This window comes from Loigolactobacillus rennini DSM 20253, from assembly GCF_001436505.1.
GTDB classification, from domain to species: Bacteria; Bacillota; Bacilli; order Lactobacillales; family Lactobacillaceae; genus Loigolactobacillus; species Loigolactobacillus rennini.
Genome location: NZ_AYYI01000029.1, coordinates 1 through 19,721 on the forward strand (window position 1 = coordinate 1; position 19,721 = coordinate 19,721).

Below are 19,721 nucleotides of genomic sequence, written 5' to 3' on the forward strand. Positions count from 1 at the left end.
AGATACCTATTATATGTACGAAGGCATTTCATTTACACAAGATTCTTGACGCTACCCATTTATCGCTCGCAACTCATCTCTTATTTTTATAAATCTAATCATCCTTTAACATTAAAGTGTAACGAAAAAGACCCTCCATACCATAGAAATTAGGAATAACTACGGCTAAGAAAGAAAGCCTTTTCATAACCCTCATCATACTAAAGTTACACCAAAAGTCAACGAAATTGTTCCTACAAATTATTAACGTGATAAAAATGACGATTAACGTTATCACCACATAAAAAATCAGTAAAACGATTTAGCACATAAACAACTAACTTTTAATTAGTAAACTTACCTTTACAAAAAGGATAACGCGGCGTATCCTGCATGTAAAGCAATATTAAAATTACCTGAGGGGGATTCAAATAATGAACCAAAAATTTCTCGATGTGATCAACCACGAAGGCCCAACAACGATTGTCACCATCAATGGTAACCCAGCACATGTGGTTAATACTTGGAATTCTTATTTAAACGTTGTAGATGACCACACAATTTTACTTCCTGCTGCCGGCATGCGCAGCATTGAACACGACTTTACTACTGACAATCACATCACGTTAACCATGGGTAGTAAAGCTGTTCCCGGCACGCAAGGTCCCGGCGCCGGTTTCCATGTCCATGGTACTGGTCAATTTATGGACCATGGTACCTACTATGATACCATGAAAGCCAAGTTTGAGTGGATGCGCAAAGTGTTAGTTGTGTCTATTGATGACATCCAACAAAAAATATAATTTACTGCTTATAGATGATAAGCCCCCAGTAGCCTTTAATTTAAGCTACCGGGGTGCTTTTTATTTTTTAATCTTGTAGTTTCGGCTTTCAAATGGAATTTCGGTAACGTGTTCGCATTTGTTGAGATACAACGCTAGCATAAAGAAATAGCCTGAAAACAAATTGCATAGATCATAAACTTTGGGCGGGATCGTCTTCCCGGCGTAATCCATCCGGTCAAGCAACCGGACAATGACTTTCCACTTGGAACGAATGACGTGTGCTTGGCAAGCCGCAACTGAACCAGCCGGTAACACAAAGAAACTACGATTTGCTTTAGTGACTTGATCCATTGCTTTTGTTCGCTCCAGCAGCCATTGTAATTCACTATCTGTAATTGTCACTTTAGTCCGTAAAGATGGATTTAAGTGATAAATTAATTCATCTACCCGCTGTAATTCTGCCACGATTGCATTGTGTTCTTCAAATATTGAAGCAGCACATGTTGCCCGTAATTGGCCGGTTAAAGAAGCCAATTCATCCGTCAAGATCTCAAAATCACACCGATAATCTTCAGGTTGATCATCCAAGAAAGAGTAAGCTTGATAAGGGCTTTGATATAATTTTGCCAAATAATCCTCCCTATTTAATTGTTTGCCATAATTTTTCATTGCGCCGCAGGTAACCTAAAACATCTGTATTAAAAACATGTTCTAAAAATTGGCCGGACACGATTTGGTTAAACTGACCCTGATTCACAATTTGGCCAGCTTTTAAAAACAACATTTCCTTGGAAAAAGATAGTGCAAGGTTAATGTCGTGGAAAACACCGATTACTGCATGCTCACCGTCTGCCATCCAATCATTTAAGTAATCCAATAGTTCTAATTGGTAGTAGATGTCTAAATGGTTGGTTGGTTCATCTAATAAAATGATTTTAGGATCTTGAGCTAGTGTCTTCGCTAAAAAGGCACGTTGAAGCTGGCCTCCTGACAGTGAATCGATCCGCCGATCCTGCATATCTTGAAATCCTGTGGCCACTAAACACTTCTCAACAAATTCTTTGTCTGTCCGGTCAACTGTTCCAAAGAATTGCCCTTTTAGGCGCCGGTAGCGGCCTTGCATCACCAGTTCTTTAACTGTGTATGGAAAATAACTAGTAGACATTTGCTTCAATAACCCGATTTGTCCAGCAATTTCTGCCCGTTTCATCTCCCGAACTTCTTTACCACCTAGTTTAATACTACCTTGGTAGTCGATCAGGTGATCAATTGCCCGTAATAGCGTCGTTTTTCCACTGCCATTTGGGCCTAAAATCGCTAATTTATGGCCATAAGGCAGTGAAAACGAAATATTTTGAATAATTTTGTGCTGGTTAAAGGCGACACTAACCTGCTTAACTTGTAACATGATCCTTCAACCTTCCCCACCTTATTTTTGCTTACTGAAATAAACATAACAGAAAAATGGTGCCCCAATTAATGCCATCACGGCACCCACCGGTAATTCCCGTGCATCGAGGACAACTCGCGCAACAAGATCAGCCCACACGCAAAGTACACCACCAAATAAGGCCGAGGCTGGCAGCACCCACTGATGAGAAGCACCAAAAAATTTACGGACAACGTGCGGCGCAATTAAATCGACAAAACCAATGACGCCAGCAATTGATACCGAAAGTGCTGTGAGCAAAGTTGCTAAGCTAATCGTCGCCAGTTTGACCTGTTTAACATCAACACCAACCGTCATTGCTTCTTCTTCACCTAATGTCATCACATCTAATTCTCGATGAAAACCCATCAGAAGAAAGATCACGAAAACGACAACCGGCAATAATAACCAAACTTTGTCCCAGCCTTTACCAGAAAAACTACCCATCTGCCAAAACACAATCTGTTCTAAATGATCTTGTGCTAAGCTGATAAAAACAGTCAAGATGGCACTCATAAATAGTGATACGACCATACCAACTAAAATGATAGTTTGGTTTTCCAGATTTTGCTGCAGTTTATAAGTGAACATAATCACCAAAAAAACAGTTAACAGACCGGTTAAGAAACCGACAAATGACATGGTAAGCGATTTTAATAATGGAATAGAAATACCAGTCATCATAACAGCAGCTGCACCTAGCGAAGCCCCAGAAGAAACGCCAAGCGTATAAGAAGAAGCTAGCGGGTTTTTAAGGATGGACTGCATTACTGTACCACTAATTGCTAATCCCATGCCCACTAAAAAAGCTGTTAAGACTCGGGGTAAACGCACATTTAGCAAAATATTAGCGCTAATTAAGTTCAATTGGCCGGATAAAGGCCGTCCCAGTAACGTATCCACTAAAATCTGCACTTCATCACGTAAACCGATGCCCGCACTGCCGATACTTGCTGCAACTAAAATTGTTATCACGCTGATTGCCAGCAATAACACAATTCTAACGGTATGCCGCTTAGTCGAGCGCTTTAAATTCATCCGGATACACCGCTTTGGCTATTTCCTTAATGCCTTGAACAACGTGCTGGTTAGGTAACGAACTGTAGGCATTGTTAATGTAGTGTACTTGTTTGTCTTTAACTGCTGTAACGTTCTCCCAACCTTTACGGTTTAGAATGTTCTGCACCGGATCATCTTCATAATTAACATTAGTTAAAATAATATCCGGATTTTTCTTCAAAACACTTTCTTCAGAAGCTTTAATCGACCCTTTTTTGTCAACAAAAACATTCTTAGCACCAGCAATTTCAATCATCTCATTAATGAATGAGTGATTGCCAACGGTGTAGATGTTAGGTAAAGAAGCAATTTCAAATAAAACGGTCTTTTTATTTTTAATCTTGCTACTAATGTCTTTAATCTCATTAATATCAGATTTCATTTGACTAACAATCTTTTTACTTTTGTTTTCTTTGTTCAAAACAGTCCCAACAAACTTAATATCATGCTGGATCTGCGCAATACTTTGTTCAGTTGGAATTGCCGCCACTATAATACCCGCTTTTTTTAACTTTTTAACAACATCACCTGATTTATATAGTGAAAAATCAGTGACAAAAATGACATCCGGGTCCATAGATAATAATTTTTCTAAATCCAAGGTTTCCATATCTGATTTAGGTAATTTTTTTAAACCTTTAACATAATTAGGCGATTGTGTGTCCACACCGACTAACTTATCTTTATCACCTAAACTATCAATAATCTGCGTCACTGAAGGTGCTAAAGAAACAATTTTTTTAGGCGTTTTTTTCAACGTGATTTTATTGCCCATTGGATCTTTTATTTTTGTCTTCGCTACTGTTGTGGTTTTCGCAGCATCATTTGATTTACTAGCTGGCTGACTGCACCCCGCTAAAACAACTAACAAAACAGCCGCCATAACGACCATTAATTTCGCAATCAGTGATTGATTCTTTTTCATTTCGGCACTTCCTTTTTTAATTTGATGACTTTAGCTTTTTAAACCGTTTGCATCTCCCAAAAAACGAACTAGCACAAGTTAACATCAAATCATCAAGGCACCTCATTCTTTTTACCGATAATCATTAACATCAGTGTCATTCCCCCCCAAAGTAAATTTTCAAGGTTCAGAATACGTGAAAAACATTACTTCCCTTGAATAAAAGTAATGTCGTACCGATGATAAAAAGCGATCTGGCTTCACGTTAACGTGTTACAGTAGACTAAGGACTGCTACGGATTCACACCGTATTCTCTTTTTATAATCGTTTAATTTAGTTAAGGAGGTAACAAAGTTCTCCTTGCCACAGTATAACATGCTTATTCAGCTGATACTAAGAAAATTTTTACCGCAAATAAAATGAATCTGTGTTTAATGGCAAAAAATTTTGCTGCAGTTAGTGATTAGTGCAAAAAAAGATTGCGGTAGCTTTACCGCAATCTTTTTAACATTTAATTTCCTTGAATATACGCTGTGATCCGTCTAACGTCATCAGCTGGTGGTGTCATTTCCATCGCCTTAATGGCGTGGATATGCTCCACTGAAACGTGACTGTTAAAGGCTAGTTCATTATCAGTTTGATCGTGCCGTTTTTGGTATTGAATAATTTGTTCGGCTAATTCACTTAATTTACGTGATTCACTCATAGTCATCCACTGTCCTTTATTGATTTCAATGACGAATTCACCTATTGCAACTAAGTTAAGTGTACCACAACTCAAAATTCAACCTAAAGCTGGATGCATGATTTAACGTGGTACTCAGGCTAAATCCGCTAATAATTGCGTAAACGTCTGACTTTCATTAAAGGGATGTAGGTAAGTAAACCGTTGACCACCGCTTGCTTTAAAATAACCCCGATTTTCTTGATCAATTTCTTCTAGTGTTTCTAAACAATCAGCGACAAAACCTGGTGTTAGTACCAAGACACTTTTAACATTTTGTTGTGGTAATGCGCGTAACGTGTCATCAGTTGCAGGTGATAACCATTTTCCCGGGCCAAATTTCGATTGGAAAGTTTGCGTATAGGGCACATCCCCCACCAATGCCATCACTTGTTGCGTTGTTGCAGTACATTGTTTAAAGTAAGGATCACCGGCGGTAACGTATTTCTCCGGTATCCCGTGGTAAGAAAAAATGATCCGGTCATAGGATTGTTGGGCCAACGCTTGTTTAATTTGTGCTGCTAAAGCTTTAATGTAAGTTGGATGCTGATAATAGGCCGTGACAAAATGCAAATTAGGCATGGCCTGCGCATGCATAAAGTGCGTCGCCACCTGATCGTAAACCGATGCCACTGTAGTGACGGAATATTGTGGATAAAGCGGAATGATGGTTAAATCGGTAACACCCGCTTGCTGCATTTCCGTTAAACTATCCGTAATTGAAGGATCGCTGTAACAAAAAGCATATTTGACGATGGTGGTAGGTAGCAGTGCTTGTAATTGCTGTGCTTGTTTTTGTGCGTAAATAAATAATGGCGAACCTGCTTTGGTCCAAATTTGCCGGTAACGAGCGGCTGAGCGCTTAGGTCGGGTACGTAAAATCATCCCGTGTAAAATTGGCAGCCAAATCGCCCGGGGAACATCAATCACCCGTTTATCCGCTAAAAATTTACTTAAGTATGTCCGCACATCAGCTGCCGTAGGAGATTTTGGTGTGCCTAAATTAACTAACAAAACGCCCTTTTTCATGTCTAATCTATCCTTTCAATTCGCTTTTAAATAAAACGATTACATTTCATTCTAAACCAATAACATCACGGCTTAAACAGTTGCAATTTAGCTTTGGTCGCATTATCGATAGCCAGCAAACGCCCTTGAATGGCCAAACGATTGACGCCGCCATCCGCGCAGGTAATTAAGGTCACGAGCTCTTCCCCGGGAACATCATTTATTAAACGCGTTGCATAAGGATTAACGACTTTTTTTACAATTACTTCGTACTGGTAAATTTTAGTTAAATCCGTTAGATAAACTGAGCTACCCAAACGCACCCGCTCTAGCGGGGCAAACAATGCCTGATTGCGTGCAACTAAATAATGCCCGGCTAAAGCATAATTACCCTGACCCATTTTTTGTTTTGCTTTCATAGTCGCTGCACCGGTTGCTAATGCTTGATTTGACAGCCCCTTAATCACTGGCAAATACAATGCTACGCTAGGAACCGCTAATTTACCAACGGTAGGTAACTGATTAGCATTGGTTGCAGCTTGGGTAATTTCGCGAATCCCCAAAGGTTTCACTTGTTTAAAATTAAAGGTGGTGTTGGCTTTGCGGTTAATGGTAACTTGCTTTTTAGTCAAATGCGTCATCTGGTGCCGGGATAACAGCTGAATTGCAGTGTGTTTTAACGGCTGATTAAATAATAAAATCAGTCCTACTAATAACAATCCGACAATGACTACCCATAATCCACGCCGACGCCCTTTTTTCACCTGTTTGTGCCTCCTGAACAATTGGTTTTTAGTCTTAGTCTACCATGAGCACTAATAAACATGTTACACTTATTTCATTCTACGACGTTAAAATCTTATGCACAACGCAAAAAGAAGGTTGACTATGTTACATACAGTACTCATTATTTTAGGTGTCGGCATTTTAGCCGGTATCTTTGGTGCTATTTTAGGCATTGGCGGCGGTATTATCTTAACCCCGGTGTTAACTTTAGGTTTTGGTTTAGACATTAAATATGCTATTGGTGCTAGCATTATTTCAGTAATCGCCACAAGTTCCGGTGCCACAATTGCTTATGTTAAAGATGATTTACTCAATTTGCGAGTCGCGATGTTTTTAGAGATCGCAACGACAGTTGGTGCGATCATCGGCGCACTCTTGGTCGGTGTTGTTCACCCTAATTTTCTCTATGTCCTATTCGGTAGCTTATTACTTTTTTCTTCTTGGAACATGTACCGCAAATTGCGGCAAGGCCAAGAGGTGCTGCATAAAGTCAAGCCTGATCGACTGGCTCAAAAATTACGCCTTAACAGCAGTTATTACGATAAAAATAAAAAGCAACAAGTTCCCTATCAAGTAGAAAACATCCCGGGTGGTTTCAGCGTGATGTTTGGTGCCGGCTTAGCCAGTGGTATGTTAGGTATTGGTAGCGGACCGTTTAAAGTAATGGCAATGGACACTTTTATGAAAATGCCACTAAAGCCTTCTAGTGCCACCAGTAATTTAATGATGGGGGTTACAGCTGCTGCCAGCGCCACCGTTTACTTTTTCAATGGCTCAATTTTGCCGCAAATTGCGGCACCGTTAGCCATTGGTGTGTTAGTCGGTGCAACATTGGGCACGCGGATTATGCCTCATTTACCTTCTAAATGGATTCGAATTATCTTTATTCCGTTGTTACTTTATTTAGGCGGACAAATGATTTTTAAAGGATTTGGGGTGACCTTTTAATGCGCCCAGACGATAAACAACAAACACAGCAAGAAATGGCAAAAGTCGAGCAAATTATCGGTGTGATTTTGCAAATCGGGGTCATTGTTTCAGCCATCATCATTTGTTGCGGCCTGCTTTTATTGCTAGTCACTGGTAAAAGCGGTTATTCTAGCAATCACTTCCCCACTCACTTTGGCCTGATTTTTCAAGGGATTGCGCAATTAAAACCTTTTGCGATTATTATGTTAGGTTTATTCGGTTTAATCTTAACGCCGGTACTACGAGTAGTGGTTTCAATCTATGCTTTCATTAAGGAACACGATCAACTTTACGTCCTCATCACGACTGCGGTCTTGCTCATTCTAATTTTAGGCATGGTCCTAGGCTATTTAAACATTTGGCCATAAATAACGTCCAAGTCATTGATAGCTTGGGCGTTATTATTATTGAATATCATTTACTTTTCAGCGGCGGATTGTAATGAGCTTACACAGGCATTGCCGTAAACATGCTTTAACAAGCAGCTGTTTCCGCTTGCCATGTTTCAACTCGGCGGTCTGCGCCGTAGTTGAATGGACAACGTCTGCAGCATCACGGATTTTCGGCACGAAAATCTTCCTTTTTCTGCGGAATAGTAGCTACAAATCGGTGCCATCCGCTTCGCGGATAACACCGATTTTAGGCTAATGCTCAACAGCTAAGCGCTTGTTAAAGCACTCTAGTATTCTTTCGATTGTGATTTTTTTAGCCATTCTTTGTCGTCTGGGCTGTGGCTTAGGCGTTTGTTTTGGTCTAATTCCGCAATCTTTTGCATTTCTTCATCTGTTAACTTAAAGTCAAAAATATCAATATTTTCAGCTAAGCGTTGCTCATGAGTTGATTTTGGAATGATGATCACGCCGCGGTTAATGTGCCAGCGTAAAACGATTTGTGCCGGTGTTTTATTGTACTTAGCCGCAATTTCTTTCAAACTTGGGTTACTTAAAATGTTCCCTTTGCCTTGACCTAATGGTGCCCAAGCTTCATGTGCAATATCATGTTGCATCAAGTAACCATGAACCGCTTTTTGTTGGAATAACGGGTGCGTTTCAATTTGATCAACTACCGGTACCACATCTGAATGTGCAGCTAACGTATCCAAATGGTGCGGTTGAAAATTAGAAACCCCGATCGCCCGAATTTTGCCTGCATGATAAAGGTCGACCATTGCGCGCCAAGATTCTAAATAACCTTCAGCTGGCCAATGAATCAAATACAAGTCCAAGTAGTCTAACCCTAAACGTTTCAAACTGTCGTTGAACGCTTTTTTGGTATTTTCATAACCCCGATCAGCGTTCCATAATTTAGAGGTAATAAATAACTTTTTTCGATCGATGCCGCTTTCTTTAATCGCGTCACCAACCCATTGTTCATTATGATAAAACATTGCGGTATCAATTAACCGGTAGCCATCAGCAATCGCCCATTTAATCGCTTGTTTTAACTGCTCAGCGTCATTCATTTTATAAACGCCAAGTCCGAACTGGGGCATTTTAACGCCATTGTTTAAGGTAACTTGTGGAATTGTTTGTGCCATGACATCTGCTTCCTTTCATTTGATTGCAATCAGTTTTAGCTTAATGAATTATTTACTGAAGCGCAAACTTTTTGATCGCTTCAGCAACAGCATTATGCGCATTATCCGCTTCAGTGACGTAATCGACGGCCGCTTTTACTTCTGGCGTCCCATTTTGTACACTAATGCCTAATCCAGCAGCACGCAACATTGCCAAATCATTGCTATTGTCTCCTAATGCAATCACTTCATCCGGTTTAATCCCTAATTTTTTGGCTAATTGTTGGGTAGCCTTGCCTTTATCTGCATTTACATGGTTGAATTCAACATAGCGACTAGAAGAATAAGTTGTGGTTAAAGGCGCCGCAACTTGTGGTGGAATCGCTTCTCCCAATGCACGCCGCCGGGCTGGATCATCATCTTGTAAAATAATTTTCATCAATGGCTGCCCCTTTAAAAAGCTAAGTTGATCATCTGTGACCAATTGATAGTGAATGTTACGCTGCGCTAGATAATCTTTTTCTGAGCGGCTAGGGTGCCAAATATATAAATTTTCCAACGTATAAATGTGGCCGCTTACATGTTCTGCCTGCGCAATGTCATAAATCTTTTTAACCGTGGCAAAATCTAGTGGATTAGTGGCTAACACCTGGTTGGCTGCATTTTCAATAATCGCACCGCCGTTGTAAGAAATCACATATTGATCTGTTTTGCCGATTAACCCGAGTTGTTTCAAATTGGCCTGAACCGTTAAAAAACTACGACCCGTGTTTGGTACAAAATAGCCGCCCTGCGCAACAAATTGCTTGATAGCTTGTTCATTTGCCTTAGAAATTTGTGCGTGATTATCCAGTAGTGTCTCGTCCAAATCACAGACAATCAATTTATACATTTAAAAATCCCCCAATTACAGACTTAATATGCTTAATGATAGCATAGAACAAACTAAAACGCGCACCAACAGTCGTTAGCGACTGTTGCTGCACGTTACCGCTCGTTTTTAATTTTAGTATACAATATGATTAAAAAACACCAACTAATGCGGCGACACCAAATCCAAGCAGTCCAACACCAAATAAAAGCCCAAACCACAAACTTAACAACATAAACGGTGACGTTGCTGCACTCCCAGCAACACGCACACCACGATAAGCACTGCGGGCTGCAAACAACTGCACACTGCCTAAAAGGATGCTAACAATTCCAATGAGACGCATGAGTAACATTTAATCTCCTCCTTTGTTTAGCTTACTCCTTTAATATTTTCATTATACCATCATTACAAGTAGTTGTAATCGGTTTATTAACAAACAGAAAGAAACATCAGTTGACACCTCGCAGCCAGTCCGCTATAATTTGGACAATTTAAATAGTCCTTTAATGTGGTCCCGTGAGGCTACAAAAGACGATCGGAAAATAAATGTACGCATGAGCGCGTTTATTGAAGAATGCCTTTGGCACCTTACGGGGAAGTCCAAAGGCATTTTTTATAGGAGGCGCACACATGGCAAAAAAACAGCGACAGATTGAATTAATGCAAATTCCAATGCACCAGCGGCACACGACACGGTGGGATATGTTTGCCACTTGGGTCGGCGCTAATGCAAATAATGGCACTTGGTTTGTCGGTGGTGTTTTAGCAGCCTGTGGTTTTGCGGTGGCATTGCGCATTATTGTGTTATCTTCCGCGCTGTCCTACATTTTTTTAAGCTTAATCGGCTATATGGGATACCGCACCGGTATTTCCACTATGGGGCTCAGCCGCGCATCATTTGGCGAACGTGGCAGCTACCTGCCTTCCATTGTTAACCTTACGCAATTCATCGGTTGGACAGCGGTGAATACATTTATCGCAGCCCAATCCGTCAGCTTACTGTGCCATGACTTATTCGGCTGGCCAGTTTGGGGCCATCCTGGTGGTGCTAAAGGCATTATCATTGGCATTTTAGTGATGAGCATTTTACACATTTTAAGTGTGGCTAGTGGGTCACGTTCCGTGCAACTCATTGAACGACTGGGGATTATTTTGGTCCTTATTTTTGCACTGTGGGAATCCATTGCCGTGTTCAATACTGTGTCGCTGCAACAAATTATTGCTTGGCAACCCCCACAACATGCAGTGATGGCTACCGGCGCCGCCATTGATTACGTCGCAGCTTTTAACTTGGCTTGGGTTACCGCTGGCGCTGATTTTACCCGTTTTACCGCGATCAAAAACAATGCCATTATGACGCCCTTTTTAGGCGCATTACTAGGTGTCGTTTGGTTTGCACTGATCGGTTTAATCTCAACAGTCAGCATTGCGATTACCACGGGCACTTACACTGCCAGTAATTCTGATCCTTCAACAATCGCTAGTGAACTCGGGCTAGGTGTCATTGCATTACTAGTGATTATCTTAACTTCAATGACGGCAAATGCGGTCAATCTTTTGGCTGCTGGTTCAGCTTTAGCAAATATTTTTCCTAAAATCCGCCTGACCCGAGCACTGTGGCTAGTGGTACTCATCGCAACCGGGGTTACCTTTATACCACTATTTGTGGGCAGCTTTTTAAGTGTGTTTGAATCTTTTTTAAGCTATGTTGGCATGATGCTCGGACCGACCATTGCCATTATCTGCACTGATTTTTATTGCTGTGCTAAACGGCACTACGACCTAACTACACTGGGAACACGCCGTGGTAAGTACTGGTATCAAAATGGCATCAATTGGCGGGCAATCATTACTTTTATTAGTGGTGTTATCTTATTTTTGTGCCTGCAACAAGTCGTCATCTTGCAAGCGACTATCGGTGCTACTTTTATCGTTATGCTGGTCTGTAGTCTGTTGTATTATGGGTTAATGCGACTTTCCCCGCGCTGAATTCATTTTAAGTAAAATTATGATCACAATTTATTTAAAGCGGATAATGAGTCTTATATATCATCATAATAAACGTGCTTGAGCAGGCAACTGTTTCCGCTTGCCATGTTTCAACTAGGCGGTCTGCGCCGAGTTGAATGGACAACGTCTGCAGCATCAAGGATTTTCGGCACGAAAATCTACCTTTTCTGCGGAATAGTAGCTACAAATCGGGGCCATTCGCTCTGCGAATAACCCCGATTTTAGACTAATGCTCAACTACTTTTAATTTATTACGCAGCATCGCCCATTTAAACGTGCCCGAGCAAGCAGCTCCTTCCGTCTAGCTACAATCAGGGAACCATTTGCTTCGCAAATAATTCCCTGATTTAGGCTAGTACTCAGAAGCTAATCGCTTGCTCGGGCACTCTCTTTTATTCTTTCATTTCTTTTGCAATGTCTACGATGTTAACGTTTGGGTCCATTTGTTCGCTGTCACTGGATAAGCCTAAGGTGTTCAAGCGTGGATTCACGTCAAGGCGCATGTTGTCATCTAAATATTGTGTTGAATATGGCTTAATGTGCAATTGGCCAATTGTACTATCTAATGTGCCTGAATAATCGTGACTGATGTCTTCACTTTTATCCACGACTAATAAGCGATAGCTCATGTTTAATGAGCAGGAGCCGACCTTTGAATATTTGCCTACCCCATCATCTAAATCCAAGATCACTTGTTTGTCTGGACTGATATATTTTGCCAATTTCTGTTGCGCTGCATCTGTAATAGTTAAAAACATCTGCATTCCTCCATTCTTGAATAGACCTGTAGTTAAAGGGATAACAGGAGTTACCAATTTGATTGGTTAGCGCTGTAAGGCCCAAAACCGCAACTTTATCACCTTGACTAAATTTTCGGACATCTTGTAGCTTTCTTTAAGCTACATTTAAATTGTACACAATTTAATTCGGCCCAGCAAGAATTTAGCTTGGCGTAGAAGTTAATAAATATTGTTTAGTTAAGCGGCGCTTCAACAATTCTGCTTGGAGTAGTGGGATGGCACTGGCAATAATCCGCCGGTTTCCTGCCTGTTCTAACACTAAATTGGCCACATCTGCAGGAATTGGCGCCGGTTTAACGCACAAACGCGCTGGACCTTGCGCTTTAAATTGTCGCAAATTCTTTTCAGCTCGCGCTAATTCAACCCGATCAATCGCTAAATTTTCATCTTTCCAAGTCCGTGGCAACGTAACATCAACTGCTGATTGGTGTCCGGTGGTACTATCGATCCAACCTAATTTCAAATCCAACCCTGACGCCATTTTGGCGAGTGTTTTTAAAGTTGGTAAATATTCCAATTTCTCAACACGTGCTACCATGGCTGGCGTCATGTTGACTTTATCCGCCAGCTCTTCGCGCGTTACGCCTTTACGCTCACGTAATTTGACTAATTGCGCAGCAAGTTCCAAAATATTTTCTTGGCGCTTGCTTAACCCTTCGATACCTGAAACTTCTACCATTTCAAAAACCTCACTATTCTATATTTCAGTTGAAGCATTGCCCACATTGTAGCAGAAATAAATCAGCTGTGGTATTTTTTGCTCAATCCTGTTACGCTATAAAGATAAACAACCGTAAAACTTAATGATATCAACTATTTGACCACTAAAGGAGGACGCGTATGCTGCTCATTTTATTAACTATCATCGGCTTTGTCAGCATTGGCATTTTAACCACCGTTAAATTAAACAGCCTAGCGAGTTTAGTGGTCAACGTCATCGCTTATTTTGCCTATTACTGTGCGCTAGAAATCAACGGTGTTATTGGGCCTAAAAAGGCACTAGCTGTCTTTTGCGGTTTTAGTTTTGTAATACTGATGTCCACCATCAGTTTCTACCGGCAAAATCAGCGATAAAGTCCCTAAAGCACCAGCCCCTGACAGCACTTGTTTAATGCGGTATAATTAAACAAGTGCTGTTAAGCGCGCTGAATTAGTTATTTTTTAAAAAGGATGGTTTCTCATGAAAAACGTTTCGGGTCAGGAATATCAAACACCACGGCAAGCGGCTGATGCATTAGCCATCAGTCCGCAAACACTACGCGCTTACTCAGCACTAATTGAAAAAACAACCGGCCGACCCGATTATTTTCAGCGGGATCAAAACAATGGTCGGTTATATTCTGCGCAAAACATTAAAGACCTCGCACAAGTAAACCAAATAAAAAAAGAACATAATAAAACGCTCAAAGACGCCATCAGTCAAGTGTTTGAACAACAGATTATCAAATCTGCAGCTAATAAAAAAGGAACAGCGGCTAAACTGCCTAAACAAACTGCGGCAAAATCAGTACCGCAATCATCAAACGACAGTTTAGCACCGATTCTCTATACTTTAAAGCAGTTAACCAAACAAAATTCAGAAATGATGACGCAGCTACAAGAATTTAAAACACAATTAAATCATACCGATGATAAATATGATCAGCTGTTGTCTGCTATTAATCAGCGAAATGAAGCTGCCAGCAGTACGGTTGCCAGTGCCACTGCAGTAAGCCAAAAAAATCAGGCAGCTGCCGCAGCAGCTAGTGCAGCAGCACCCAAGAGCCAAGCAGCTGTTAGCAATGCCAATTCACAAGCAACAACAGCAAAATCAGCAGCCGCTACTAAATCAAGCCACGCAGCACCAAGCCATGCCGCTACTAAAACTAATACGACTGCAAAAATTAAAGACCCAGCACAAGCAGCAAAGTCGACGCTCAATGTCACCAAGAAAAGCAAAAAAAGTATTTGGCAACGTTTGTTTGGGCGGTAATGTTGCCACAATGTTAAGCAATAGCACCCGATTAATGCTGTAATAGTGCCTTCCGCTAAATAGTAGCACCGGATAATTCATTAATGTGAATTATCTGGCGCTTTTTTCAGCCATTATGCAGAAGTTAAGCGACTAATGGCACACACCGTAATGTTTAAACGATTGAATCAGCATTGATAAATAGTTAAATCGTGCTGTTTTAAATTGTACACAATATTACAAATGAGTTTCATTTTCAATTACCCCCTATTCAATTTCAAAGTTCTAGCGTATTCTAAATGCATGAAAGCGCTGCATATTGTCATGTTCAATTGTGAACTTGATTTTACATAAATTATGTGCGCGGCGATGATTTAATTTTGAGGAGTGATTCTTATGTGGTTACCCCAGCTGCACCAGCAGTCCGAGACTTTTCACGTCAATAATTTACAAACACTTGATGTTAAAACCCAACACCGTTTAAAAGATCTTGGGTTAACTCGGGGTAAAAAAGTCACCATTATTCGCCGGTACCCATTGCATGGTCCTGTAATCATTAGTTTCGATCATCAAAAAATCGGTTTACGCTGGGACTTAATTCAGTCCTTGAAAAGAGAGCAGGTGGAACAATGACCACAATTGCGTTATTTGGCAACCCTAACACAGGCAAAACCACCCTGTTTAACCGTTTAACTGATTCCTACGCCTATATGGGCAATTGGAGCGGTGTAACAGTTGAAAAAAAGGTTGGGATGATTAAAAATACCAATTTCGCCATTGTTGACCTGCCGGGAATTTATTCATTAAACCCACTGACAAAAGACGAAGCCATTGCCACTAATTTTTTATTAACAGAAGATCAAGATATTATTGTCGACGTTGCAAATGCCTCCCAGCTCAAGCGGAATTTATTACTTTCCATTGAATTGTTAGAATTTGGCAAACCCACAGTGATTGCGTTAAATATGATTGACAGTTTACGTAATATGGGAATTAGTTACAATCGGCAAGTACTAGAAACAGCGTTTGATTGTAAGGTCATGATGACCAACGCCCGCGGTAATAAAGGAACACAGCAACTCAAACAAGAATTATTAGCAGAAGATCCCCGTTTGCCGGCAACACATTTCAGCCTGACCTACCCTAGCTCGGTTCAACAAGCCATCAAACAAGCTGTTAGGGGACTAACGCAAAATTACAACGTCAGCTCGCAATACGCCAAATGGCTAGCCATTCAATTTATGAATGCTAATGATGCCGTAGTCAGTTTTGTCAAGCAACATAATTTGCGTCCTTTGCTGGAACAAGCCCCTTATTATCAAGCACAGCATTTTGATGACAAAATTTATCAAACACGCTTAAATTACATTGAAACAACGTTAAAGGAAGCAAGAGAAACTGGCAGTAATCCCCATACTCGGGATATTACCGCTAAAATTGATCGGGTTGTGACCCACCCGCTTCTTGGGTTACCCATTTTTCTCGGCATTTTCTTTTTAATGTTTAAGCTGACCTTTGATTGGTTTGGCACGCCTTTATCTGATCTATTAGATGCTTTTGTCAGCGGCCCCCTATCCACAACCGTTAATCATTGGCTAATCGCAGCAGGCGCATTGCCTTTTCTACGTTCGTTAATTGTAGATGGGTTAATCACTGGCGTGGGTGGCGTATTAGTCTTTATCCCGCAGATATTTACTTTATTTGCTTGTATTTCTTTGTTAGAAGACTCAGGTTACATGGCCCGAGCAGCGTTGGTAATGGATAAATTGATGTCAAAGGTAGGTTTAAACGGTAAAGCTTTTATTCCCCTGATCATTGGCTTTGGCTGCAATGTACCAGGAATTATGGCCGCCCGTACCATTGAACAGCCTAAAGAGCGCCTAATCACCACGTTAATTTCACCTTACATGAGCTGTTCTGCGCGCTTGCCAATCTATAGTTTGTTCGTAGCCGCTTTTTTTGCAAAGAACCAAGCTTTAATCGTGCTATCGCTTTATGTATTGGGGATCGTGGTGGCCTTAGTTTTAGCTAAAATTTATCAAAAAGTACTGCACTCGGAAAATGAATCAGTTTTTATGATTGAATTGCCAGAATACCATCTCCCCCAACCAACTATCATTTTACGTGGTACTTGGGATAAAGGAAAAGGCTTCATCCACAAGGCTGGTACCGTCATTTTTGCCGGTACCGTTTTGATCTGGTTATTAAGTTACTTTGGCCCGTCTGGCGTTGTCAGCAATATTAGCAACAGTTTCACTGCCTTAATCGGTCATTCGATGGTTCCACTATTTGCACCGATCGGGTTAGCTTCATGGCAAGCTATCAGCGCCATGTTAACTGGTATTTTAGCAAAGGAAACCATCGGCGCAACGTTAATGGTTCTCTACCACACCAGCGGTCAAACTGCTCTGGTCGCTTCATTAGCTCATTTATTTACACCATTAGCAGCCTATAGTTTCTTAGTCTTTATTTTACTGTACATCCCTTGTTTTGCGACTATTGCAGTCATTAAGGCAGAAACCGGTAGTTGGAAATGGGCACTTTACACCATTATTAGTAGCTTGGTAATTGCTTACCTGGTCTCCTTTTTAATTTTCCAAGGCGGCCTCTTACTCGGGTTGCATTAAGAAAGAAGTGAGTGCATGTCATTTATTGTTAACTTTTTAATCTCAGCTGTCATTATTGGCTGGGCGGTTTGGCAGTTAGTCAAAGTGATTCAAAAATCAAAAAAAGGCAAATGTGCAGCTTGCGATTACAAATGCGAAGCTAAAAAACTAGCCGTGGAAGCAAAGAAAAAAGCGTTGTAACTGGAATCATTACCGACAAACCAATAAAACTCAACCAAAAAGCAGCGACTGAACCAAATTAAGTCAGTCGCTGCTTTTTCTAATCTAAATTGTTTGCCCTAATTGAGTTGCTTCCTTGATGTGTTGCGTTAATTTAGCCTTATCACTGGCATCTGCTGCTAAGACTTCCCCTTTTTTATCCCAGCGCATGTAACGGCATAACTGATCAAAATAGCTTGTCAGTGGTTGGTAAGCTTGACTATTACGGTCACCATCTGAGTTCCCGGTAATTAAAACGTAAACAGTCTTATTTTCCTTCAACTCATGGTTAAATTCATAAAAGCGGTCAATAACGGCTTTTAACTGTGCGTTAATACCGTAATAATAAAGTGACGTACAAAAAACAACCACATCTGCTTTAACTAATTGTGGTAATACTTCTTGTGATACCACATCATCTTCGTGAATAGTTGTTTCTTCTGGGCTCACTTTTAAGTAGTGCAAGTCATCCGCGCGCTTACCGGCATCAAAACGATAAATCGTATGTTTAGCTTCTGCACCCTTGATGAAAGCATCAGCTAATTTTTCAGAAGTCCCATTTTGATGAGGACTACCAGTGAGAACAACCACTTTTTTTCCCATAATCACATTACTCCTTTTTAAATCTGTAAAGAATCCGGTTACATTTTAACTTTAGCATGTCGGTTATCAGCACGCAATCAATTGACTTCCTGCCTTAAGCAGTAAGTTTTCGCCTGCCGGTTTAATTTGGTAAACTAATTTATAAAGAAGCGCAGCTAGGAGGAAAATTATGCATCACATTTTATTTGTTTGCTTAGGCAATATCTGCCGCTCGCCGATGGCAGAAGCCATTGCTAAAAATATCATTAAACAACAAGGATTAACCACTAAACTCAGCGTTCAGTCAGTTGCTACTAGCCCAGAAGAAGAAGGAAATCCACCTTACCCGGAGGCATTAGCAACTTTGCACCAGCATGGTCTTGACCTTAAACACCGGTCACGACCAATTACTGCCGCTGATTTTAACTGGGCAGACACGATCATCACCATGGACCATGCCAACGTCACTAATTTAAAACGGTTAGCACCATCACCGGAAGCAGCAGCTAAAGTTAAGCTTTGTCTAGATATTTTCCCTGAACGTCAAGGCCAAGCCATTGCGGATCCTTGGTATACGCGTAAATTTGAATTAACCTATCAAGAATTAGCCCAAGCCATTCCCGCTTGGCTTGACACTTTAAGTGCCCAATCAGCCGATCACTAAGCAATCTTAAAAAACTTTCCCTAATTGTCAAAAAATGCTGACTTAGGCAATAAAATTGTGTAAGATATAGTTGAAGGCAAGCATATTATTTTTATTGTCACCAGTCAAATTGTTAGGGGGAGAACATGATGACACAGCCGATTTTATTAGACGAACAACTCTGTTTTGCACTGTACACAGCGCAAAAGCAATACAATAAATATTACGCCACCGCTTTAGCACCTTTTCATTTAACTTACCCACAATACATTGTTTTACTGACTTTGTGGGAACACAATCCTTTAACAGTGAATGATTTAGGCCACTATTTGAATTTAGACAGTGGTACCTTAACGCCGCTTTTGAAACGGCTAGAAAAAGACGGCTGGGTTCAACGTCGCCGGGACAAAATTGATGAGCGGCGGGTATTGGTTCATTTAACGCAAAAGGCTTTAACACAAAAAAGCAGCATTTTTCAACGGGTGAACAACTGCTTTGATTTATTAGGCTTTAGTGAGGAAAAATACCGCGCATTAAAAGCAGATGTGGATCTAATCACCAAACATTTACAACAATTCAAGCAAAAAGCAGCTACTTTGGACGAATAAGCAACACGACAAAATCTTAACATTTGAATCATTATGCCATAAAGTGACAAATACGGGGTCATCCTTAAACGAATGACCCCGTATTTTTGACCATTACACAAAAAATTAACTGGTTTTATAACCACTTTACTCAAATTAAACCTAAACAAGCTTAATCGACTGCACGAATTTTGCCCGCTGCAATTGGTAAGGTGACGTGGGCATCATAATTTGGGAAGTTTGTCAAATGGTGTTGAAGGATAGTTTCTATCCTTTGGAGATCTCCTCG

24 protein-coding genes and 1 riboswitch are annotated in these 19,721 nt (G+C 40.7%); of the genes, 11 read left to right on the forward strand and 13 right to left on the reverse strand.

Going from position 1 to position 19,721, the window contains the following annotated elements; genetic code table 11:
- The first annotated feature begins 413 nt into the window (after window positions 1-413).
- Window positions 414-782 (forward strand): hypothetical protein, encoded by a 369-nt coding sequence (locus FC24_RS04620; RefSeq protein ID WP_057873713.1) that lies wholly within the window; start codon window positions 414-416, stop codon window positions 780-782.
- 60 nt (window positions 783-842) lie between these two features.
- Here the strand turns inward: FC24_RS04620 and FC24_RS04625 are convergent, their stop codons facing one another.
- The 7 genes from FC24_RS04625 to FC24_RS04655 all read right to left on the reverse strand — a co-directional run bounded on the left by FC24_RS04625 (window position 843) and on the right by FC24_RS04655 (window position 6,653).
- Window positions 843-1,394 carry an ATP-binding protein gene (locus FC24_RS04625; RefSeq protein WP_057873714.1) on the reverse strand — a complete coding sequence of 184 codons (552 nt, stop codon included), beginning with the start codon at window positions 1,392-1,394 and terminating at the stop codon, window positions 843-845.
- A 10-nt stretch (window positions 1,395-1,404) separates the two neighbouring features.
- Window positions 1,405-2,172 carry an ABC transporter ATP-binding protein gene (locus tag FC24_RS04630; RefSeq protein ID WP_083485632.1) on the reverse strand — a complete coding sequence of 256 codons (768 nt, stop codon included), beginning with the start codon at window positions 2,170-2,172 and terminating at the stop codon, window positions 1,405-1,407.
- A gap of 21 nt (window positions 2,173-2,193) precedes the next feature.
- Window positions 2,194-3,231: a FecCD family ABC transporter permease gene (locus FC24_RS04635; protein ID WP_057873716.1), complete on the reverse strand. Its 1,038-nt coding sequence runs from the start codon at window positions 3,229-3,231 to the stop codon at window positions 2,194-2,196.
- Entirely contained in the window at window positions 3,209-4,177 is a 969-nt protein-coding gene (locus FC24_RS04640; RefSeq protein ID WP_057873717.1) for an ABC transporter substrate-binding protein, read from the reverse strand. Before FC24_RS04640 ends, FC24_RS04635 begins: the two co-directional genes overlap by 23 nt.
- A gap of 179 nt (window positions 4,178-4,356) precedes the next feature.
- Window positions 4,357-4,498: riboswitch (adenosylcobalamin (AdoCbl) riboswitch) on the reverse strand.
- A gap of 170 nt (window positions 4,499-4,668) precedes the next feature.
- Window positions 4,669-4,863 (reverse strand): LBP_cg2779 family protein, encoded by a 195-nt coding sequence (locus FC24_RS04645; protein WP_057873734.1) that lies wholly within the window; start codon window positions 4,861-4,863, stop codon window positions 4,669-4,671.
- Between the two features lie 114 nt (window positions 4,864-4,977).
- Window positions 4,978-5,910, reverse strand: a complete 933-nt coding sequence (gene hemH, locus FC24_RS04650; protein ID WP_057873718.1) for a ferrochelatase — start codon at window positions 5,908-5,910, stop codon at window positions 4,978-4,980.
- Between the two features lie 65 nt (window positions 5,911-5,975).
- Complete coding sequence (locus FC24_RS04655) at window positions 5,976-6,653, reverse strand: class A sortase (protein WP_057873719.1); 678 nt, start codon at window positions 6,651-6,653, stop codon at window positions 5,976-5,978.
- Window positions 6,654-6,777: 124 nt separating this feature from the next.
- Between FC24_RS04655 and FC24_RS04660 the strand changes: the two genes are divergently transcribed.
- Both FC24_RS04660 and FC24_RS04665 read left to right on the forward strand, forming a co-directional pair.
- Complete coding sequence (locus tag FC24_RS04660; protein WP_057873720.1) at window positions 6,778-7,623, forward strand: sulfite exporter TauE/SafE family protein; 846 nt, start codon at window positions 6,778-6,780, stop codon at window positions 7,621-7,623.
- Complete coding sequence (locus FC24_RS04665; RefSeq protein ID WP_057873721.1) at window positions 7,623-8,012, forward strand: DUF1634 domain-containing protein; 390 nt, start codon at window positions 7,623-7,625, stop codon at window positions 8,010-8,012. The genes FC24_RS04660 and FC24_RS04665 overlap by 1 nt, the downstream gene beginning before the upstream one ends.
- A 311-nt stretch (window positions 8,013-8,323) precedes the next feature.
- On the opposite strand, the gene FC24_RS04670 is transcribed toward FC24_RS04665, so the two are convergent.
- From FC24_RS04670 to FC24_RS04680, 3 genes are all read right to left on the reverse strand, one after another.
- A complete protein-coding gene (locus tag FC24_RS04670) occupies window positions 8,324-9,181 on the reverse strand; it encodes an aldo/keto reductase (protein ID WP_057873722.1) in 858 nt (285 codons plus the stop codon).
- Window positions 9,182-9,233: 52 nt separating this feature from the next.
- Complete coding sequence (locus FC24_RS04675) at window positions 9,234-10,052, reverse strand: Cof-type HAD-IIB family hydrolase (protein WP_057873723.1); 819 nt, start codon at window positions 10,050-10,052, stop codon at window positions 9,234-9,236.
- 130 nt (window positions 10,053-10,182) lie between these two features.
- Window positions 10,183-10,386 (reverse strand): hypothetical protein, encoded by a 204-nt coding sequence (locus FC24_RS04680; RefSeq protein WP_057873724.1) that lies wholly within the window; start codon window positions 10,384-10,386, stop codon window positions 10,183-10,185.
- A 278-nt stretch (window positions 10,387-10,664) separates the two neighbouring features.
- Here FC24_RS04680 and FC24_RS04685 point away from each other — a divergent pair, with 278 nt between their 5' ends.
- A complete protein-coding gene (locus FC24_RS04685; RefSeq protein ID WP_057873725.1) occupies window positions 10,665-12,023 on the forward strand; it encodes a cytosine permease in 1,359 nt (452 codons plus the stop codon).
- Window positions 12,024-12,436: 413 nt separating this feature from the next.
- On the opposite strand, the gene FC24_RS04690 is transcribed toward FC24_RS04685, so the two are convergent.
- Both FC24_RS04690 and FC24_RS04695 read right to left on the reverse strand, forming a co-directional pair.
- Window positions 12,437-12,802 (reverse strand): iron-sulfur cluster biosynthesis family protein, encoded by a 366-nt coding sequence (locus tag FC24_RS04690; protein WP_057873726.1) that lies wholly within the window; start codon window positions 12,800-12,802, stop codon window positions 12,437-12,439.
- Between the two features lie 184 nt (window positions 12,803-12,986).
- Window positions 12,987-13,523: a helix-turn-helix domain-containing protein gene (locus FC24_RS04695; protein WP_057873727.1), complete on the reverse strand. Its 537-nt coding sequence runs from the start codon at window positions 13,521-13,523 to the stop codon at window positions 12,987-12,989.
- A gap of 161 nt (window positions 13,524-13,684) precedes the next feature.
- On the opposite strand from FC24_RS04695, the gene FC24_RS04700 reads away from it, so the two are divergent.
- The 5 genes from FC24_RS04700 (at window position 13,685) to FC24_RS11465 (ending at window position 17,602) form a co-directional block, all read left to right on the forward strand.
- Window positions 13,685-13,918 carry a hypothetical protein gene (locus tag FC24_RS04700; RefSeq protein WP_057873728.1) on the forward strand — a complete coding sequence of 78 codons (234 nt, stop codon included), beginning with the start codon at window positions 13,685-13,687 and terminating at the stop codon, window positions 13,916-13,918.
- 106 nt (window positions 13,919-14,024) lie between these two features.
- The gene (locus FC24_RS04705) at window positions 14,025-14,816 is read left to right on the forward strand and encodes a MerR family transcriptional regulator (protein ID WP_235807317.1); all 792 of its coding nucleotides are present in this window, start codon (window positions 14,025-14,027) and stop codon (window positions 14,814-14,816) included.
- 375 nt (window positions 14,817-15,191) lie between these two features.
- Window positions 15,192-15,428: a FeoA family protein gene (locus tag FC24_RS04710; RefSeq protein WP_057873729.1), complete on the forward strand. Its 237-nt coding sequence runs from the start codon at window positions 15,192-15,194 to the stop codon at window positions 15,426-15,428.
- The gene (gene feoB / locus FC24_RS04715) at window positions 15,425-17,422 is read left to right on the forward strand and encodes a ferrous iron transport protein B (RefSeq protein WP_057873730.1); all 1,998 of its coding nucleotides are present in this window, start codon (window positions 15,425-15,427) and stop codon (window positions 17,420-17,422) included. Before FC24_RS04710 ends, feoB begins: the two co-directional genes overlap by 4 nt.
- A 15-nt stretch (window positions 17,423-17,437) precedes the next feature.
- Window positions 17,438-17,602 (forward strand): FeoB-associated Cys-rich membrane protein, encoded by a 165-nt coding sequence (locus tag FC24_RS11465; RefSeq protein WP_157059086.1) that lies wholly within the window; start codon window positions 17,438-17,440, stop codon window positions 17,600-17,602.
- 84 nt (window positions 17,603-17,686) lie between these two features.
- On the opposite strand, the gene FC24_RS04720 is transcribed toward FC24_RS11465, so the two are convergent.
- Window positions 17,687-18,223, reverse strand: a complete 537-nt coding sequence (locus FC24_RS04720) for a flavodoxin family protein (RefSeq protein WP_057873731.1) — start codon at window positions 18,221-18,223, stop codon at window positions 17,687-17,689.
- Window positions 18,224-18,392: 169 nt separating this feature from the next.
- Between FC24_RS04720 and FC24_RS04725 the strand changes: the two genes are divergently transcribed.
- Both FC24_RS04725 and FC24_RS04730 read left to right on the forward strand, forming a co-directional pair.
- Window positions 18,393-18,866, forward strand: coding sequence for a low molecular weight protein-tyrosine-phosphatase (locus tag FC24_RS04725; protein ID WP_057873732.1), 474 nt, complete (start codon window positions 18,393-18,395; stop codon window positions 18,864-18,866).
- 128 nt (window positions 18,867-18,994) lie between these two features.
- Window positions 18,995-19,453 carry a MarR family winged helix-turn-helix transcriptional regulator gene (locus FC24_RS04730; RefSeq protein WP_057873733.1) on the forward strand — a complete coding sequence of 153 codons (459 nt, stop codon included), beginning with the start codon at window positions 18,995-18,997 and terminating at the stop codon, window positions 19,451-19,453.
- Window positions 19,454-19,721 lie beyond the last annotated feature (268 nt).

Bases quoted from the DNA above. Each gene is read 5' to 3' on its own strand.
- FC24_RS04690 (WP_057873726.1), bottom strand. From the start codon at position 12,802: ATGTTTTTAACTATTACAGATGCAGCGCAACAGAAATTGGCAAAATAT.
- feoB (WP_057873730.1), top strand. From the start codon at position 15,425: ATGACCACAATTGCGTTATTTGGCAACCCTAACACAGGCAAAACCACC.
- FC24_RS04730 (WP_057873733.1), top strand. From the start codon at position 18,995: ATGACACAGCCGATTTTATTAGACGAACAACTCTGTTTTGCACTGTAC.
- FC24_RS04620 (WP_057873713.1), top strand. From the start codon at position 414: ATGAACCAAAAATTTCTCGATGTGATCAACCACGAAGGCCCAACAACG.
- FC24_RS04635 (WP_057873716.1), bottom strand. From the start codon at position 3,231: ATGAATTTAAAGCGCTCGACTAAGCGGCATACCGTTAGAATTGTGTTA.
- hemH (WP_057873718.1), bottom strand. From the start codon at position 5,910: ATGAAAAAGGGCGTTTTGTTAGTTAATTTAGGCACACCAAAATCTCCT.
- FC24_RS04695 (WP_057873727.1), bottom strand. From the start codon at position 13,523: ATGGTAGAAGTTTCAGGTATCGAAGGGTTAAGCAAGCGCCAAGAAAAT.
- FC24_RS04645 (WP_057873734.1), bottom strand. From the start codon at position 4,863: ATGAGTGAATCACGTAAATTAAGTGAATTAGCCGAACAAATTATTCAA.
- FC24_RS04640 (WP_057873717.1), bottom strand. From the start codon at position 4,177: ATGAAAAAGAATCAATCACTGATTGCGAAATTAATGGTCGTTATGGCG.
- FC24_RS04700 (WP_057873728.1), top strand. From the start codon at position 13,685: ATGCTGCTCATTTTATTAACTATCATCGGCTTTGTCAGCATTGGCATT.
- FC24_RS04670 (WP_057873722.1), bottom strand. From the start codon at position 9,181: ATGGCACAAACAATTCCACAAGTTACCTTAAACAATGGCGTTAAAATG.
- FC24_RS04685 (WP_057873725.1), top strand. From the start codon at position 10,665: ATGGCAAAAAAACAGCGACAGATTGAATTAATGCAAATTCCAATGCAC.
- FC24_RS04710 (WP_057873729.1), top strand. From the start codon at position 15,192: ATGTGGTTACCCCAGCTGCACCAGCAGTCCGAGACTTTTCACGTCAAT.
- FC24_RS04665 (WP_057873721.1), top strand. From the start codon at position 7,623: ATGCGCCCAGACGATAAACAACAAACACAGCAAGAAATGGCAAAAGTC.
- FC24_RS04630 (WP_083485632.1), bottom strand. From the start codon at position 2,172: ATGTTACAAGTTAAGCAGGTTAGTGTCGCCTTTAACCAGCACAAAATT.
- FC24_RS11465 (WP_157059086.1), top strand. From the start codon at position 17,438: ATGTCATTTATTGTTAACTTTTTAATCTCAGCTGTCATTATTGGCTGG.
- FC24_RS04675 (WP_057873723.1), bottom strand. From the start codon at position 10,052: ATGTATAAATTGATTGTCTGTGATTTGGACGAGACACTACTGGATAAT.
- FC24_RS04660 (WP_057873720.1), top strand. From the start codon at position 6,778: ATGTTACATACAGTACTCATTATTTTAGGTGTCGGCATTTTAGCCGGT.
- FC24_RS04725 (WP_057873732.1), top strand. From the start codon at position 18,393: ATGCATCACATTTTATTTGTTTGCTTAGGCAATATCTGCCGCTCGCCG.
- FC24_RS04720 (WP_057873731.1), bottom strand. From the start codon at position 18,223: ATGGGAAAAAAAGTGGTTGTTCTCACTGGTAGTCCTCATCAAAATGGG.
- FC24_RS04680 (WP_057873724.1), bottom strand. From the start codon at position 10,386: ATGTTACTCATGCGTCTCATTGGAATTGTTAGCATCCTTTTAGGCAGT.
- FC24_RS04705 (WP_235807317.1), top strand. From the start codon at position 14,025: ATGAAAAACGTTTCGGGTCAGGAATATCAAACACCACGGCAAGCGGCT.